This window comes from Acidovorax sp. sic0104, assembly GCF_019219095.1.
Taxonomy (GTDB): Bacteria; Pseudomonadota; Gammaproteobacteria; order Burkholderiales; family Burkholderiaceae_C; genus Acidovorax.
Genome location: NZ_JAHUWH010000011.1, coordinates 1 through 15,459 on the forward strand (window position 1 = coordinate 1; position 15,459 = coordinate 15,459).

At 67.3% G+C, this 15,459-nt stretch carries 15 protein-coding genes; 12 read left to right on the forward strand and 3 right to left on the reverse strand.

Translation table 11 applies throughout. The features are described 5' to 3' along the window. Positions 1 to 429: 429 nt before the first annotated feature. Positions 430 to 1,899 (reverse strand): PLP-dependent aminotransferase family protein, encoded by a 1,470-nt coding sequence (locus KW835_RS17515; protein ID WP_218384759.1) that lies wholly within the window; start codon positions 1,897 to 1,899, stop codon positions 430 to 432. A gap of 139 nt (positions 1,900 to 2,038) precedes the next feature. Here KW835_RS17515 and KW835_RS17520 point away from each other — a divergent pair, with 139 nt between their 5' ends. The 12 genes from KW835_RS17520 (at position 2,039) to KW835_RS17575 (ending at position 12,729) form a co-directional block, all read left to right on the forward strand. After that, the gene (locus tag KW835_RS17520) at positions 2,039 to 2,653 is read left to right on the forward strand and encodes a LysE family translocator (RefSeq protein ID WP_218384761.1); all 615 of its coding nucleotides are present in this window, start codon (positions 2,039 to 2,041) and stop codon (positions 2,651 to 2,653) included. Beyond that, positions 2,650 to 3,564 carry a DMT family transporter gene (locus tag KW835_RS17525; RefSeq protein ID WP_218384763.1) on the forward strand — a complete coding sequence of 305 codons (915 nt, stop codon included), beginning with the start codon at positions 2,650 to 2,652 and terminating at the stop codon, positions 3,562 to 3,564. Before KW835_RS17520 ends, KW835_RS17525 begins: the two co-directional genes overlap by 4 nt. Positions 3,565 to 3,612: 48 nt before the next feature. After that, positions 3,613 to 3,942: a DHCW motif cupin fold protein gene (locus KW835_RS17530; protein ID WP_218384771.1), complete on the forward strand. Its 330-nt coding sequence runs from the start codon at positions 3,613 to 3,615 to the stop codon at positions 3,940 to 3,942. 67 nt (positions 3,943 to 4,009) lie between these two features. Further along, on the forward strand, positions 4,010 to 5,230 hold the full coding sequence (locus KW835_RS17535) for a PLP-dependent aminotransferase family protein (protein ID WP_218384773.1): 1,221 nt from the start codon (positions 4,010 to 4,012) through the stop codon (positions 5,228 to 5,230). 3 nt (positions 5,231 to 5,233) lie between these two features. Next, positions 5,234 to 5,863 (forward strand): glutathione S-transferase, encoded by a 630-nt coding sequence (locus KW835_RS17540; RefSeq protein ID WP_218384775.1) that lies wholly within the window; start codon positions 5,234 to 5,236, stop codon positions 5,861 to 5,863. 11 nt (positions 5,864 to 5,874) lie between these two features. Beyond that, positions 5,875 to 6,738, forward strand: a complete 864-nt coding sequence (locus KW835_RS17545) for a PhzF family phenazine biosynthesis protein (protein ID WP_218384777.1) — start codon at positions 5,875 to 5,877, stop codon at positions 6,736 to 6,738. A gap of 135 nt (positions 6,739 to 6,873) precedes the next feature. Next, complete coding sequence (locus KW835_RS17550) at positions 6,874 to 7,749, forward strand: PhzF family phenazine biosynthesis protein (RefSeq protein ID WP_218384779.1); 876 nt, start codon at positions 6,874 to 6,876, stop codon at positions 7,747 to 7,749. Positions 7,750 to 7,781: 32 nt separating this feature from the next. Then, positions 7,782 to 8,465: a VOC family protein gene (locus KW835_RS17555; protein WP_339385441.1), complete on the forward strand. Its 684-nt coding sequence runs from the start codon at positions 7,782 to 7,784 to the stop codon at positions 8,463 to 8,465. Positions 8,466 to 8,470: 5 nt separating this feature from the next. Beyond that, positions 8,471 to 9,112, forward strand: coding sequence for a LysE family translocator (locus tag KW835_RS17560; RefSeq protein ID WP_218384781.1), 642 nt, complete (start codon positions 8,471 to 8,473; stop codon positions 9,110 to 9,112). After that, the gene (locus tag KW835_RS17565) at positions 9,109 to 10,095 is read left to right on the forward strand and encodes a threonine dehydratase (RefSeq protein WP_218384783.1); all 987 of its coding nucleotides are present in this window, start codon (positions 9,109 to 9,111) and stop codon (positions 10,093 to 10,095) included. Before KW835_RS17560 ends, KW835_RS17565 begins: the two co-directional genes overlap by 4 nt. A 79-nt stretch (positions 10,096 to 10,174) precedes the next feature. Continuing rightward, complete coding sequence (locus tag KW835_RS17570; protein WP_218384785.1) at positions 10,175 to 11,920, forward strand: hypothetical protein; 1,746 nt, start codon at positions 10,175 to 10,177, stop codon at positions 11,918 to 11,920. Positions 11,921 to 12,057: 137 nt separating this feature from the next. Further along, positions 12,058 to 12,729 (forward strand): histidine phosphatase family protein, encoded by a 672-nt coding sequence (locus tag KW835_RS17575; RefSeq protein ID WP_218384786.1) that lies wholly within the window; start codon positions 12,058 to 12,060, stop codon positions 12,727 to 12,729. Positions 12,730 to 12,835: 106 nt separating this feature from the next. Here the strand turns inward: KW835_RS17575 and KW835_RS17580 are convergent, their stop codons facing one another. Then, positions 12,836 to 13,675, reverse strand: coding sequence for a creatininase family protein (locus tag KW835_RS17580; RefSeq protein ID WP_218384788.1), 840 nt, complete (start codon positions 13,673 to 13,675; stop codon positions 12,836 to 12,838). Positions 13,676 to 14,266: 591 nt separating this feature from the next. Continuing rightward, positions 14,267 to 15,433, reverse strand: coding sequence for an AAA family ATPase (locus tag KW835_RS17585; protein WP_218384789.1), 1,167 nt, complete (start codon positions 15,431 to 15,433; stop codon positions 14,267 to 14,269). Positions 15,434 to 15,459: the final 26 nt, after the last annotated feature.

The following is a 15,459-nucleotide window of genomic DNA, read 5'->3' on the forward strand; positions in this document are numbered from 1 at the left end:
TCCCCCTGAGGGGGACGCCACCGGTGGCCCGGCAAAGCCGGATCCACGGTGGCACTGGCGCAAGGGCACGCCCGTATTTGCGGGCGGCGGGAAACGGAGCACCGGGCTTGGTGCGGGGTTGGCTTGCTGCCCCCCTGAGCCGCTGCGCGTCTTCCCCCTGAGGGGGACGCCACCGGTGGCCCGGCAAAGCCGGATCCACGGTGGCACTGGCGCAAGGGCACGCCCGTATTTGCGGGCGGCGGGAAACGGAGCACCGGGCTTGGTGCGGGGTTGGCTTGCCGCCCCCCTGAGCCGCTGCGCGTCTTCCCCCTGAGGGGGACGCCACCGGTGGCCCGGCAAAGCCGGATCCACGGTGGCACTGGCGCAAGGGCACGCCCGTATTTGCGGGCGGCGGGAGACCGAGCACCCCGGCTTGGTGCGGGGTTTGGCTTACCGCCCCTGCTCGTCGCGCACACGCGCAAACGTCTTCCAGAACGCCGCCTCCTGCGTGGTCGCGAAGTTGATGCGCATGAGGGTGCTGGGCTTGCGTTCGGCGTGGAACAGCGCACCGGGTGCCAGCAGATAGCCCTCGTCCAGCATGCGCTGCGCCAGCGCGTCGGTGTCCACACCCGTCTCCACCCATCCGAACAGCCCCACGGGCTCGGCCGCGAAGGTGCAGCCCGCACCCAGCGCCAGTTTCACGCTGCGCGCGCGCGCCGCGTCCAGGCGGGTGCGGATGCGCTCGGCGTGGCGGCGCAGCTGGCCCTGCTCGATGCACAGCGCCAGCGCCTTCTCCAGCAGCGCGGGCGTGGTCAGCGTGGCCAGCAGCTTGGTGTCCAGAAGTTGCTCGATGAGCGTGGGATGGGCGGCCAGATAGCCGATGCGCCAGTTGGGCGCGAGGATCTTGGCGAAGCCGCTCACGTAGATGGTGCGCTGCAGGCCGTCGAGCGCGGTCAGGCGCGTGGCGTGTTCGGGCGCGATGTGGCTGTAGGTGTCGTCCTCGACGATGTGGAAGTTGTGCTGGTTGGCCAGTTGCAGGATGCGGTGCGCGCTGCCGGGCGACAGGCAATAGCCCGTGGGGTTGTGGAACACACTCACGCTCACGTAAAGCTTGGGCTGGTGCACTTCGCAGTACCGGGCCATCACCTCCAGGTCGGGCCCGTCCGCACGGCGTGGCACGGGCAGGATATGCATGCCCAGGGCCGATAGCCGTGCGAACTCCACGGCCCAGCCGGGCTCCTCCACCATCACCGGGTCGCCCGGGCGCAACAGGGTGCGGCTCACGATGTCGAGCGCGTGCGTGGCTCCCACGGTGGTGATGATCTGTTCGGGCGCAGCATGGACATTGAGCGTGGACAGCTTCTTGGACAGGGTGCGGCGCAGGCCGGCATCACCCAGCGGCTCGCCGTACTGCAGCGAGAAATCCTGCAGCGCCCGCGTGCTGGTCACCTTGCGCACGGCCGCAGGCATGAAGGTGGACTCCAGCCAGTCGGGCGGGAACACCCCCATGCCAGGCTGGGGCTTGTCGCTGATCTTGTGGAACATGCCGCGGATGAGCGCGGTGGCATTCACCGGCGGGGCGCCGCGCGCCGCGCGACGGGCGGCAAACCAGTGGGCCGTGCTCCAGTGGGTGCCCGCCGCTTCCATGGCAGCCACATCCACCGTGTCGGGCACGGGGGCACCAGGCAGCGCGGCCTCGCGCACGAAGAAGCCGCGGTTCTTGCGCGCCTCCACCAGGCCCTGCGCCAACAACTGGTCGTAGGCCGCCACGACGGTGGACGGGCTCACGTCATGCTGCAGCGCGCACTGCCGCACCGAAGGCAGCCGCGCACCCGGGGCCAGCAGGCGGTTGCGGATGCGCTCGGCAAAGCGGGCCGACAACTGCTCGGTGAGCGACAGGGAGGAGGTTTTCATCAACATGCGGAGATCCCGGTGTACTGCCATCGCGACCAATACAGATGCGTAACTGCTCTGCCCAACTGTATTGGTTGTGTACTGGCGACCAAGATTACATTGAAGTGCAGGAACACACAAGACCACCCCTTTTTTCCGCCCCACCATGAGCGTCCCCGAACTGACTGCCCTGCTGCTGTTCTGCACCGCGATGAGCTTCTCGCCGGGGCCCAACACCACGCTGTCCACCGCGCTGGCGGCCAACCTCGGTCTCAGACGTGCGCTGAGGTTTTGTTTTGCGGTGCCCACGGGCTGGACGCTTCTGATGCTCGCCAGCGGCCTGGGCCTGGGCGCGCTGATCACCGGGGTGCCCGCGCTGCGCTGGGGTGTGACGCTACTGGGCGTGGCCTACATGCTGTGGCTCGCCTGGAAGCTCAGCCGCGCCGGCCAGCTGGCCGAAGTGGACAGCGCCCGCCTGAACGTGACCTTCTGGCAGGGCGTGGGCCTGCAGTTCGTGAACATCAAGGCCTGGATGCTGGCGCTCACGCTCAGCGCGGGCTGGGTGGTCAACGCGGCCGGACAGCCGGCCGCCAACCCAGGCGAGCGCCTGGCCATCATCTGCGCGGTGATGATGCTGTTCGCGTTCACGAGCAATTTCGTGTATGCCGTGTTGGGTTCGCTGTTGCGCCAGTGGCTGGCCCAAGGAAGCCGCCTGCTGTGGTTCAACCGCGCACTGGCCCTGGTGCTGGTGGTGACGGCCGTGTGGATGCTCACGCTATGAACCGCGCACAGGAACGTGAAGCCCTGGTCTGGGGCCTGGTGGGCGTGGCACTGTTCGCCGCCACTCTGCCGATGACGCGGCTGGCGGTGGGCCCGGTGGAGGCACCGCAGCTCTCGCCCTGGTTCGTCACCTTCGGCCGCGCGGCGGTGGCGGGGCTGCTGTCCGTCGTCTATCTCGCGTGGCAGCGCGGCCGGGGTCGGTTGAACGTGCCCGGCCGCACGCAGTGGCCGCTGCTGGGCGTCACGGCGTTCGGCGTGATCGTCGGGTTTCCGCTGTTCCTGGCGCTGGCGCTGCGGTATGTGCCGAGCACGCATGGCGCGGTGGTCACGGCGCTGCTGCCCCTGTCCACGGCGGTGCTGGGCGCGCTGTGGTACCGCCAGCGGCCTTCCACGGGCTTCTGGGCCTGCGCGGTTCTGGGCAGCGGCCTGGTGCTGGGCTTCATGGCCTGGCGCGCGGGCGGCTTCTACCTGGGCGCGGCCAACATCTATCTGTTGATCGCCATGACCACGGGCGCCTTCGGCTACATCGGCGGCGCGCGCCTCACACCCAGCCTGGGCGCCGAGCAGGTGATCTGCTGGGTGCTGGCCTGCTGCCTGCCGCTCACCCTGCCCGTGGCCTGGTGGTTTGCACCTTCCACGCCCGGCGCCATCAGCGCGATGGCCTGGATGGGCTTTGCCTACGTGGCGCTGTTCTCGATGTGGATCGGCTTCTTCGCCTGGTACCGCGCGCTGGCCCTGGGCGCCGTGCGGGTCAGCCAGATCCAGCTGGTGCAGCCCTTTTTGAGCCTGCTGTTCGCCGTGCCGCTGCTGGGCGAACGGCTGGACCTGGTCACCGCGGCTTTCGCGCTGGCCGTGATCGCCACCGTGTTCGTGGGCAAGAAGATGCCGGTTCACCAGGGAGCCGCCGCATGACAGACGCCACGCCATCGCCCCCATCGTGCCCGAGAAGGAATCAAGACCATGCAGATGCACAACATCCCCTTTGCCACCACCGACTGGTCGGCCCTGCCCCGCGAGGAAAAAAGCGCGCAGGCCGGCCAGGCGTTCTGGCGCACGCTGCAGTTCGGCGACATGCGCGTGCGCATGGTCGAATACACGCCGGGCTACGTGTCGGACCACTGGTGCGTCAAGGGCCACGTGCTGCTGTGCCTGGGCGGAGAATTGCACACCGAGCTGGCCGACGGCCGCACGTTCACGCTGACGCCGGGCATGAGCTATCAGGTGGCGGACAATGCAGAACCCCACCGTTCCACCGCGCCGAACGGAGCCACGCTGTTCATCGTGGATTGATTTTTTTCTGGCAACGACTTAGCAACATGGGCGCTCATATTTGGCAGCAGCCCGCAGGAGAGCAAAAGTGAAACTGAACGACCTCCCACAGACCAGCACCTGGACCCTGGCGCGCCGCGCCGAGCGCATGAACCCTTCGGTCATCCGCGAGATCCTCAAGGTCACCGAGAAGCCCGGCATCATCAGCCTGGCGGGCGGCCTGCCCTCGCCCAAGACCTTCCCCGTCTCGGCGTTCGCCGAAGCCTCGGCCGCCGTGCTGGCCAACGACGGCCCCGGCGCACTGCAGTACGCAGCCAGCGAAGGTTATGCCCCGCTGCGCCAGGCCATCGCCGACTTCCTGCCCTGGGACGTGGATGCCGACCAGGTGCTGATCACCACCGGATCGCAGCAGGCGCTGGATCTGATCGCCAAGGTGCTCATCGACGAGGGCAGCCGCGTGCTGGTGGAAACGCCGACCTACCTGGGCGCCCTGCAGGCCTTCACGCCCATGGAGCCCACCGTGGTGTCCGTGGCCAGCGACGATGAAGGCGTGCTGGTGGACGACCTCAAGGCCAAGGTGGGCACCGGCGCCGACAAGGCACGCTTCCTGTACGTGCTGCCCAACTTCCAGAACCCCACCGGCCGCACCATGAGCAACGCGCGCCGCGCCGAGCTGGTCAAGGCCGCTGCCGAGTTGAATCTGCCGCTGGTGGAAGACAACCCCTACGGCGACCTGTGGTTCGACAACCCGCCACCCGCGCCGCTCACCGCCCGCAACCCCGAAGGCTGCATCTACATGGGCTCGTTCTCCAAGGTGCTGGCCCCCGGCCTGCGCCTGGGTTTCGTCGTGGCCCCCAAGGCCGTGTACCCCAAGCTGCTGCAGGCCAAGCAGGCCGCCGACCTGCACACCCCCGGCTACAACCAGCGCCTGGTGGCCGAGGTGATGAAGGGCAACTTCCTGGACCGCCACGTGCCCACCATCCGGGCGCTGTACAAGCAGCAGTGCGAAGCCATGCTGGCCGCATTGGCCAAGGAGATGCAGGGCCTGGATGTGCACTGGAACCGCCCGGACGGCGGCATGTTCCTGTGGCTGCGCCTGCCCGAAGGAATGAGCGCGGTCGAGCTGCTGCCCAAGGCCGTGGAGCGCAACGTGGCCTTCGTGCCGGGAGCCGCCTTCTATGCCGACAACGCCGACCAGCGCACGCTGCGCCTGTCGTTCGTGACCTCCACGGTGGAGCAGATCGCTACCGGCATCGCGGCGCTGGCCGCAGCCGTTCGCGACCAGCTGGCCGCGCAGGCCAAGGGCTGACGCATGCTGCGCTTGTGGGGACGGATGTCGTCCATCAATGTGCGCAAGGTCGTGTGGGCCGTGCAGGAGCTGGGACTGCCGTCGGTGCAGCGCACCGATGCGGGCGGGCAGTTCGGCATCGTGCGCGAGCCGCGCTACCTGGCCTTGAACCCGAACGGCCTGGTCCCGCTGATCGAGGACGAGGATACGGGCGCGGTGCTGTGGGAGTCCAACACCATCGTGCGCTACCTGTGCGCACGGCATTCGCCGGGCAACCTGTACCCCGAGGACCTGACCGCGCGCTTCGTGGCCGAGCAGTGGATGGACTGGCAGCAGACTACGCTGAACCCCGCAGGGCGCGATGCATTCCTGCAGTGGATCCGCACGCCCGCCGCGCAGCGCAACGACGCACTCATTGCCGCCTCCGTGGCCGTGACCGAGCCGCTGATGGCGATGCTGGACACCCACCTGGCTCGCCACGCCTTCATGGCGGGCGAGCGCTTCACCATGGCCGACATCCCCGTGGGCTGCGAGATCCACCGCTGGTGGGGCCTGCCCCAGGAACGCCCCGCGCGGCCGCATCTGGAGCGCTGGTACCAGGCGGTGAGCAGCCGCACAGGTGCCATCGGCGTTCTCGACCAACCCCTGTCCTGAGCGAGCCTCCCATGCGCCAGCGCCCCTTCAAGCAGATCGACGTGTTCAGCGACCGGCCGGGCTACGGCAATCCGGTCGCGGTGGTGCTTGATGCGCAGGACCTGAGCGAGACCGACATGCGCCGTTTTGCGGCCTGGACCAACCTGTCGGAGACCACCTTCCTGCTGCCGCCCACGCCCGAGGGCCGCGCGGCCGGTGCGGACTACCGGGTGCGCATCTTCAGCCCCAACGGCGAGTTGCCGTTTGCCGGCCACCCCACGCTGGGCACCTGCCACGCCTGGCTGCAGGCGGGACATGCGCCCCGCGTAGCCGGCATGGTGATCCAGGAATCGGCCCTGGGCCTGGTGCGCGTGCAGCACAGCGGCAGCACGCTGGCCTTTGCCGCGCCGCCGCTCACCCGCAGCGCTCCCAGCCCGGCGCTGGTGCCGCTGATCGCCAGCGCGCTGGGCTTGCGCCCGCAGCAGATCCAGGGCGCGCAGCTGCTGGACAACGGCCCCGTGTGGCTGGGCCTGCTGCTGGACAGCGCCGAGACGGTGCTGGGTCTCCAGCCCGACCATGCGCGCCTGAAGGACCTGGGGCAGGACGTGGGCGTGATCCACATCGGCCCCACGGCCAGCGACACGCGCCAGCCCGGCGCCGTGGTGCGCGCCTTTGCAGCGCCCATGGGCAACCCGGAAGACCCGGTCACCGGCACGCTGAACGCCAGCCTGGCCGAATGGCTGATCGCCGACGGCCTGGCGCCCAGAAGCTACCTGGTCGCACAGGGCGAATGCCTGGGCCGCGCCGGACGCGTGCACATCCGCCAGGACGACGCGCACCAGATCTGGGTCGGCGGCGAGGCCGTGACCTGTATCGAAGGACAGGTATTGATTTGATCCCCCTTGAGCCGCTGCGCGGCTTCCCCCCAAGGGGGACGCACCCGGGGGCCTGGCAGAGCCAGTTCCACGGGTGCACTGGTGTGGGCCGCGCCAGTTTTCGACATGCGGCCCTTGCGAACGATGAAACCGCCCATGCACCAACGCCCTTTCAAGCAAGTCGACGTCTTCACCGACCAGCCCTACCGCGGCAACCCCCTGGCCGTGGTGCTCGACGGCGCGGGCCTCAGCACGGAGGCCATGCAGGAGTTCACCAACTGGACCAACCTGTCCGAAGCCACCTTCCTGCTGCCGCCCACGCCCGAGGGCCGCGCGGCCGGTGCGGACTACCGGGTGCGCATCTTCTGCCCCGGGCGCGAGCTGCCGTTTGCCGGCCACCCCACGCTGGGCAGCTGCCATGCCTGGCTGGAAGCGGGCGGCCAGCCGCAGGTGGCCGGCAAGGTGGTGCAGGAATGCGGTGTGGGCCTGGTCACGCTGCGCCAGGACGGCGCGCGCCTGGCGTTCGCTGCGCCTGCGCTCATCAAGAGCGGCCCGCTGGCGGAAGACGACGTGGCCCTGATCGCGCGCGGCCTGGGCGTGGCGCGCAGCGACATCCTGCATCACGCCTGGTGCGACAACGGCCCCAACTGGCGCGGCGTGATGCTGCGCTCGGCGGCGCAAGTGCTGGCGCTCAAGCCCGATTCAAGCATCCTGGGCAAGCTCGATGTGGGCGTCGTCGGGCCGCGCGGCAAGGTGGGTGTGATCGGCAGCACCGATGCTGAGGGCATCGCCTTCGAGGTACGCGCCTTCTTCCCCGGCAACAACGGCCTGGCCGAAGACCCCGTCACCGGCAGCCTGAACGCCGCGCTGGCCCAGTGGCTCATCGGTGCGGGGCTGGCCCCCACGCATTACGTGGCCAGCCAGGGAACGTGCCTGGCCCGCGCGGGCCGGGTATTCGTGCAGCAGGACGGCGACACCATCTGGGTCGGCGGCAGCTCGGTCACCTGCGTGTCGGGCGAGGTGCTGCTGTGACGGCCGCGGCAGACAGCACATGGCCGCCGTGCGTGGACCACCTGGTCGTGCTGGCGGCCGACCTCGCCTCGGGCGTGGCCTGGTGCGAGCGCACGCTGGGCGTCACGCCCACGGCCGGCGGCGAGCACCCGCTGATGGGCACGCACAACCGCATCCTCAATGTCTCCAGCGCTGCGCACCCGCGTGCCTACCTGGAAGTCATTGCTATCAAACCAGGAGCGCCTCGCGCAATACCTGAAAGCGCCAGAAGGTGGTTCGACATGGATGACCCGGTGTTGCAGCTGCAGGTGGCGGCCCACGGGCCACGGCTCATCCACTGGGTGGCGTCGGTGCCCGATGTCGAGGCCCGGTGCGCCGCCCTGTCCACCCAGGACATCGATCGCGGCGCCATCGTCGCGGCCAGCCGTCCCACGGCGCAGGGCCTGCTGCAGTGGCAGATCACGGTGCGCGAAGACGGCCTGCGCCTGATGGACGGCTGCCTGCCCACGCTGATCCAGTGGGGCCCCGTGCACCCCTGCGACAGCCTGCCGGCCTCGGGCGTGCAGCTGCAGTCGCTGGCGCTGCAGCACCCGCAGGCGGCCACGCTGCAGGCGGCCTGCGAGGCCATCGGCGTCGCGGCCCAGGTAGCGGTCGCGGCGGGCGGTGCGCCCCGCCTGGCGGCGCAGCTGGCCACGCCGCGCGGCACGGTCACCTTGTCTTCGTTCACACCGGAATGACCCCCATGCTTTTTTCTGCACAGGAACTGCTGATCTTTACGCTCGCAGCGCTGGTGCTGGTGCTCACGCCCGGCCCCAACATGGTCTATTGCGTCTCGCGCAGCCTCACCCAGGGGCCGCGCGCGGGGCTGATCTCGCTCGCGGGCGTGGTGCTGGGTTTCCTCGTGCACCTGCTGGCGGCGGCGCTGGGCCTCACGGCGCTGCTGGCCGCCGTGCCGCTGGCCTTCGACGCCATCCGGTACGCAGGCGCCGCCTACCTGCTGTGGATGGCCTGGCAAGCGGTCAGGCCCGGCGGCGCGGCGCCCTTCGAGGCCCGCAACCTGCCGCACGACGGCCCCCGCACGCTCTTCCTCATGGGCTTCATGACCAACCTCCTGAACCCCAAGGTGGCCATGTTCTACCTGTCGTTCTTCCCGCAGTTCCTGCACCCTGAGCGCGGACAGCTGCTGCTGCAGAGCCTGACGCTGGGCAGCGTGCAGATCGCCACCAGCGCCGCCGTCAACGCGCTGCTCATCCTGTGCGCCGCGCGCGTGGCGCTGTTCCTCAACCGCAACGCCGCGTGGATGCGGGCACAGCGCTACTTCATGGGCACGGTGCTCGGTCTTCTCGCCCTGCGTCTTCTCACCGAAAAGAAAGCCGCCGCATGAACGCCCGCATCGAGCCCACCTCCCTTTTGCCGACCCTGGCCGACATCGAAGCCGCTGCCCAGGTCGTGTACCGCGACTTCCCGCCCACGCCCCAGTACCGCTGGGGCCTGCTGAGCGAACGTCTGGGCACCGACTGCTGGCTCAAGCACGAGAACCACACGCCCGTGGGCGCGTTCAAGATCCGCGGCGGCCTGACGTATTTCGACCAGCTCGCAAAGCGCGGCGCCATGCCCCGCGAGGTGATCAGCGCCACGCGCGGCAACCACGGCCAGAGCATGGGCTGGGCCGCGCGCAGCCACGGCGTGGCCTGCACCATCGTCGTGCCCGAGGGCAACTCGGTCGAGAAGAACGCCGCCATGCGCGCCCTGGGCGTCAGGCTCATCGAGCACGGCAGCGACTTCCAGGAGGCGCGCGAATTCGCCATCCAGCTGGCGGCCGAGCGCGGCGCGCACATGGTGCCCAGCTTCCACCCCGACCTGCTGCGCGGCGTGACCACCTACTGGTGGGAATTCTTGCGCGCCGTGCCGCAGATGGACGTGGCCTACGTTCCCATCGGCCAGGGCTCGGGCGCGTGCTCGGCCATCGCGGCCAAGCTGGCGCTGGGCCACGGCGTGCGCGTGGTGGGCGTGGTCAGCAGCCACGCCACCACGTATGCCGACTCCATCGCGGCAGGCCGCGTGGTCGAGGCCCCCGTGACCACCCGCCTGGCCGACGGCATGGCCTGCCGCGTGGCCGACGCCGACGCGCTGGCCATCATCGCCCCGCACATCGACCACATCGTGCAGGTCAGCGACGACGAGGTGGCCGCAGCCATGCGCGCGATCTTCACCGACACGCACAACGTGGCCGAGGGCGCGGGTGCAGCGGCGCTGGCGGCGGCGCTGCAGGAGCGCGACCAACTCAAGGGACTGCAGGTCGGCCTGGCGCTCACAGGCGGCAATGTGGACGCCACGGTGTTTGCCGAAACTCTGACCCGGCCTTGACCGCCTGTTGGACAATGCCCTTCGCGCCACAGCCGCCACACGGCTGCGGTGGCGCTACAAAAACGCGGAGGGAACGTCCATGGCCAGTCAATCGCCGCCCGGCTATCGCCGCGCGCTGCAGGTGCTCATCGCTTTGCAGTGCCTGCTGGTTCTTGCGTTCGTCTATCACGGGCTGTCGGCACCAGGGCCCTTCGGCCCCCGTGTGCCTGCGGTGCAGGGTGATACGCTGTGGCTGCAAAGCCATGGGGAGCTTCACCAGTTCAACGCGCAGGGCCAACGGCTCCAGCACGTTCCGCTGGGCGACCTGAACCTGTCCGGCAGCATTAGCAGCCTGCAGTTCACCAGCGCCGATGTGTTCTGGGCACACCATGACAGCCACGTTCACCGCTGCGAGCTGAAGCAGCGCCGGTGCCTGCCCGTGGAACTGGCGGACCTGGACACCCGCCGCAGCAACCGCTGGGTGCGGGTGAGCAGCGATGAGTCGGAGATCACCGTCTCCGACGCCTCCCGGCATCGCGTACTGACCTACCGCCGCGATGCCGTCACCGGCCGCTACACCCTGGTCCGCACCGACGCCGAGGGCATGCGCTTTCCCAACCAGACGCTGCAGGTGGGCGACGCCATGTGGGTGGCCAACACCAATCGCCACCAGATCGTGCAGTGGCATGCCGGCCAGGGCAGTGCCGCGGCGCGGCAGGAGCACGCCATCGCCCACGCCGACCTCCGACCGGGACGCACGTTTCCCTTCGCTATGGCGCTGGACCCGCGCGGACAGCTGTGGGTGCTGGTGGCGCGTCCGGACATGCAGCAGGCCGACCTGCTCATCATGAATGAGCGGCTGCAACCGAACCGGGTGATTCCACTCTCGCCCAAGCAAGACCCGAACGCGATCGTGCTGTTCGATCAGCACATGCTGCTGCCTGACATGACCCAGTTCCTGGTGCGCAGGCTGGACCTCTACGGCCGCGTGCTGAGCCCGTTTGGAGACGCTGCATTCCAGGCAGAGCTGGACGCCGCGCGCAGCCAGGCACAGTGGATGCGCCGGCTGCCCACCTTGTTGATATCCGCCATCGGAGCGTTGATGCTGCTTGCGGTATGGCTCGCCTGGAAGGCGGGCGAACTGCGGCAGTTGCGCGGCACGGCGTGGCGGCCTGATGCCGCCAAGGCAAGGCCGGACGCTGGCAGCCCTGGCGCCACCGACACCATGGAGGCTACGCAGAGAATGGCACCGCCCATCGAGCGTGGCCGCGTGACCATGGTCAAGGCGCTGCCCGGCAGCACCCGCACACGCCGCCGCCTGACGCTCATCGTGGATGCCATCATGCTGGTGGCCATAGGCGCGCTGGTCTACTGGGCCTGGCCCCAGTTCTACCAGCGCGACTGCGCCCCAGACCAAGCCTGCGCGCCCTGGATGCCCTATGCGCTGGCTGCGCTGGGCCTGATACCGATGGCGCTGTCCATACAGGCGCGGCGTCGTCTCAAGGTGCTGGAGGCCATCCGCATTGGCACCGATGGCGAGCAGGTCCAGGCCCGGGTGGGCAAGAAGCGCTACCAGGCCCCCGCCGACCAAGTCACCTGCACACGCCAGCAGTTGCTGATCGGCCTGGGCTCCGTGCCGCTGCGGCTCAATGGCGAGGCGCTGTTCGACGAAGAGGCCCTGCGCCGCGACTTTTTCGACCGCCTTCCGCAGATGCACATGAGCGACAGCGTCTGGAGCCAGGGGTCGCTGGGCCACTACTGGAAGCGCAGCGGCTGGCAAGGGCGCGCCATCGTGGTCGGCATGTTGGCTCTGTGCGGTCTGTGGGTCTGGCTGATGCTGCGCTAGCAGGGCGCCGCCCAGCCACCCATGCATCCACGAACTCATCGTCAGGCTGCTGCACCGCAGCATCAAAACTCCTGAATTGATAGCACCCGTCGCACTAGCGACAAGCGCCATGCGCCGCCGTCATCACAATCCGCCGCATGGGAACCCTCTACCTCGTGCGCCACGGCCAGGCCTCGTTTGGCGCTGATGACTACGACCAGCTGAGCGCGCGTGGCCGCGAGCAGGCGGTACGGCTGGGCGAATACTGGCGTGCGCGCGGCATGCGGTTCGATGCCGTCATCACAGGCACGCTGCGCCGACACACGCAGACCCTGGAGGGCATTTCCGAAGGCCTGCAGATCACGCCCGAGGTGTTGCAACTGCCGGCTCTCAACGAATACGACAGCCACGCGCTGATCGCAGCCATTCACCCGCAACCGCTGGGGCCGGCCGACACGCCCGAGAAGTACCGCCAGCACTTTCGCATCCTGTGCGATGCGCTCGCGCAGTGGATGGCCGGGGTCATCAGCCCTCAGGGCATGCCCAGCTGGACCGATTTTTCCGCCGGCATCCGCGCGACGCTGGACCATGTGCGCCACCACCATGTGGGCCACAACGTGCTCGTGGTCAGCAGCGGCGGGCCTATTTCGGCTGCAGTGGGCGAGGTGCTGGGCACCGCCCCCGAGGTGACGATTGCGCTGAACATGCGCATCCGCAACAGCGCGGTGACGGAATTCTCGATAGCGCCCAAGCGGCTGATGATGCAGACCTTCAACACCTTGCCCCACTTGAACGAAGGCCCGCACCTGGACTGGATCACGCACGCGTAGCGAACCCGGCCCGGCGCCCGGATGGCGTTCCAGCCGTCGGATGGAAGCGCGCCAGGGCTGCTGCCCGCAGAGTCAGCGGGCAGATTCCGGTCGGATCACTCCGGGATCATTCCGTATCGGGGCGTACCGTCTGCAGAGGCAATTGCGCCAGCTCCTGCAACAGCGCCACCAGTTGCTGCGCCGCAGCCTCCACCACAGCCCGGCCCTTGCCTGCCGAGGCGGCGGCAGCGTTGCCGACAGCGCCGGCGGGGTGGTAGTCCTGCATCTGCCAGCCCAGCTTGGCACTTCTGCCGTTGCCCAGGATGGCGTAGCGCTCCGACCGGTCCTGCGACGTGGAGCGAAAGTCCCTGGCATGCTCCATGTGCACGGTGCCCGGCGCCAGGTGCAGCATCATGGATGTCTCGATCTCGCCCGCATGGATGCCGAAGCGGTGCTCCTGCGCACTGAACTGGCCGGCCACCGCATCGGGCAGCGGCAGGCTGAACCAGCTGGCGCTGTAGACGATGAGGTCGCAGCGGGTGCGCAGCTCGCGCGCCACGATGTCCATCACGCTGACCTGGCCGCCGTGGCCGTTGAAGAGCAACAGCTTCTGGATCCCCGCACGCGCCACGCATTCACCGATCTCCGTCCACAGCGCGATCACCGTGGCGGGCGAGAGCGTGAGCGTGCCAGGGTAGCGGATGTGCTCCGGGCTCAGGCCCACATTCTGTGCGGGCAGGAAAAGCACGGGCAGGTCGGCGGCCAGCTGCGGCAGCGCAGCGTCGATCACGCCCTGCAGCAGGGTGGCGTCCACCGACAGCGGCAGGTGCGGACCGTGCTGCTCGATGGCGGCCACAGGCAGCACGGCCACGGTGCGCGCGGCCTGGCCGGAGGCTTTCAGCTGCGCGAAGTCGCGCGTCGATAGGTCGGACCAGAAGCGCGGAAGAGCAGAAGCTGGCTCAAACATAGTCGTTTCCCATCCTCTGCAGATGCCTAAACGCCCGCTCCAAGCTAGGCGAAATCAATTTCGCGCGTTCGGCACTCCACAATGACTTTACGAAGTTACACAGATGTATGTTGTAGCCTGGGCCTTGTCTAGCGCGATCGGTCCGCGACACGGCCTCCTCTCTGATGTACCTTTGCTTGGACTTCGCAAGCACACGCAAAACAACCCCTTTTGCGTCAACCATTTCGTCCGGCAAACGTGGCAGTTGTCGTTTCTCCACGTGCAGGCCCTTCGCGAAGCCCTCGTGATCCGCTAGAAGCCAACTTTCCGCCTCGCAAACCGCCAAACGCAAAAGCAAGTGCTTATGGCTACGCTCAGGCGCATGCTTACGAAGCCACTCTTTTACACACTTCCCGTCAGTGTCCGCTATGCACAACACGGGTTGTACAAACTGAGCCTGCTCGACATAGCGCGGCAATGCTGGGATCAACTTGGTCACGCCTTTGGTGTCAATCGACGGCCCAGCCAGTGACCACTCTGGCAACGCAGCTGCCACGAGTTGTTCTCCCAAGGCGCAGCACAAAGCATCCTCCCCGACAACCAGAATGCGCTTCACATCCACAACCCTAGTTGGTTGACCCCCTGTGGCCGTGTTTTCGGGAGCAAGACTTCCGCAGGCGTGAGCCCGTGTTGCAGTTGCTCCAGTTCGCTCTCGTTGGGCTCACGCACTGTTGATCCATTCTCCCCGGGCTCAATCAGCAAAGACTGGCTATCGCCATCTACGTTCTGGAGCAATATGTCGCTGTGCGTACTGATCACCACTTGCCGGGAAGAGATTCGCCTTTTGCGATCACGCAGCACACGATCGATAAGCAACGGTATGTGGGCAACGATCGCATCGTTGAGAGATTGTTCTGGCTCTTCCAGAAGTAGAAGCCCCCCAGCCTCTTGAAGCGCCCAAAGCAACCCAATCAAACGAAGTGTTCCATCAGACAACTGATTCTCTCGTTGCCAAGAGCCATGAACACGCCAATGAGTGAAGTTAGCCTCCAGATGCCAAAGGCCAGACAGCTGATCCTGCTCGAAGCGCAACTCGGAAAACAGCGGTACAGCACTCGCCAATGCCTTTTGGATTCGTGTCAGACGAGCATCGCGGGTCTTCTTTGGTGTCTTGGCAATGCGCTGCATCAATCCTTGTCCAAAAGGATCACTTTCAGGAATCCTAGCGCCGATTTCTTCCCCGTGCTTTAACAGCTGCGGCACAAGGTGCAGGTAAGTTGTAGAGGCAAAAAACTCCGCAAGTGCGCGGAACGTCAAATTGCTTCCGATCTGCTCCAGATGAGTTTGCGTCAGGCGCTCCGGATCACTCCGATCTTTCGAATTATTGGGCCTATCCAGCAATAGCTCTCCGTCCTTCTCAACGCGCTCCTCGGAAACCAACACACGTTGTTGGCCTTTTCCTTCTGATTTCAATCCTAGAACGTATCTCCAACGGGTCGTAGTAGGTCCGCTGTCATCCATCAGATCCAGTTCAATGCGCACCTCCGGATCACGACGGGCATGCAAACTCCGCAGTTTGGTCAACCCGCCGCGATCCTTCAGCGCTTTTTGCACCCCGCCACCCTCCGTTTGCGCTACGGTTCGAAGGAAACGAAACACATCCAGGAGATTGGACTTTCCTGAAGCATTCGCTCCGAGAACGTGTGTGCGGATGGCCAGCGGTATGTCCGCTTCACGAAAGTTGCGCCAATTCTTTAACTTCAGGCGTGTAATCTGCATAGCAATCTCCCACCACAACTCGGTCA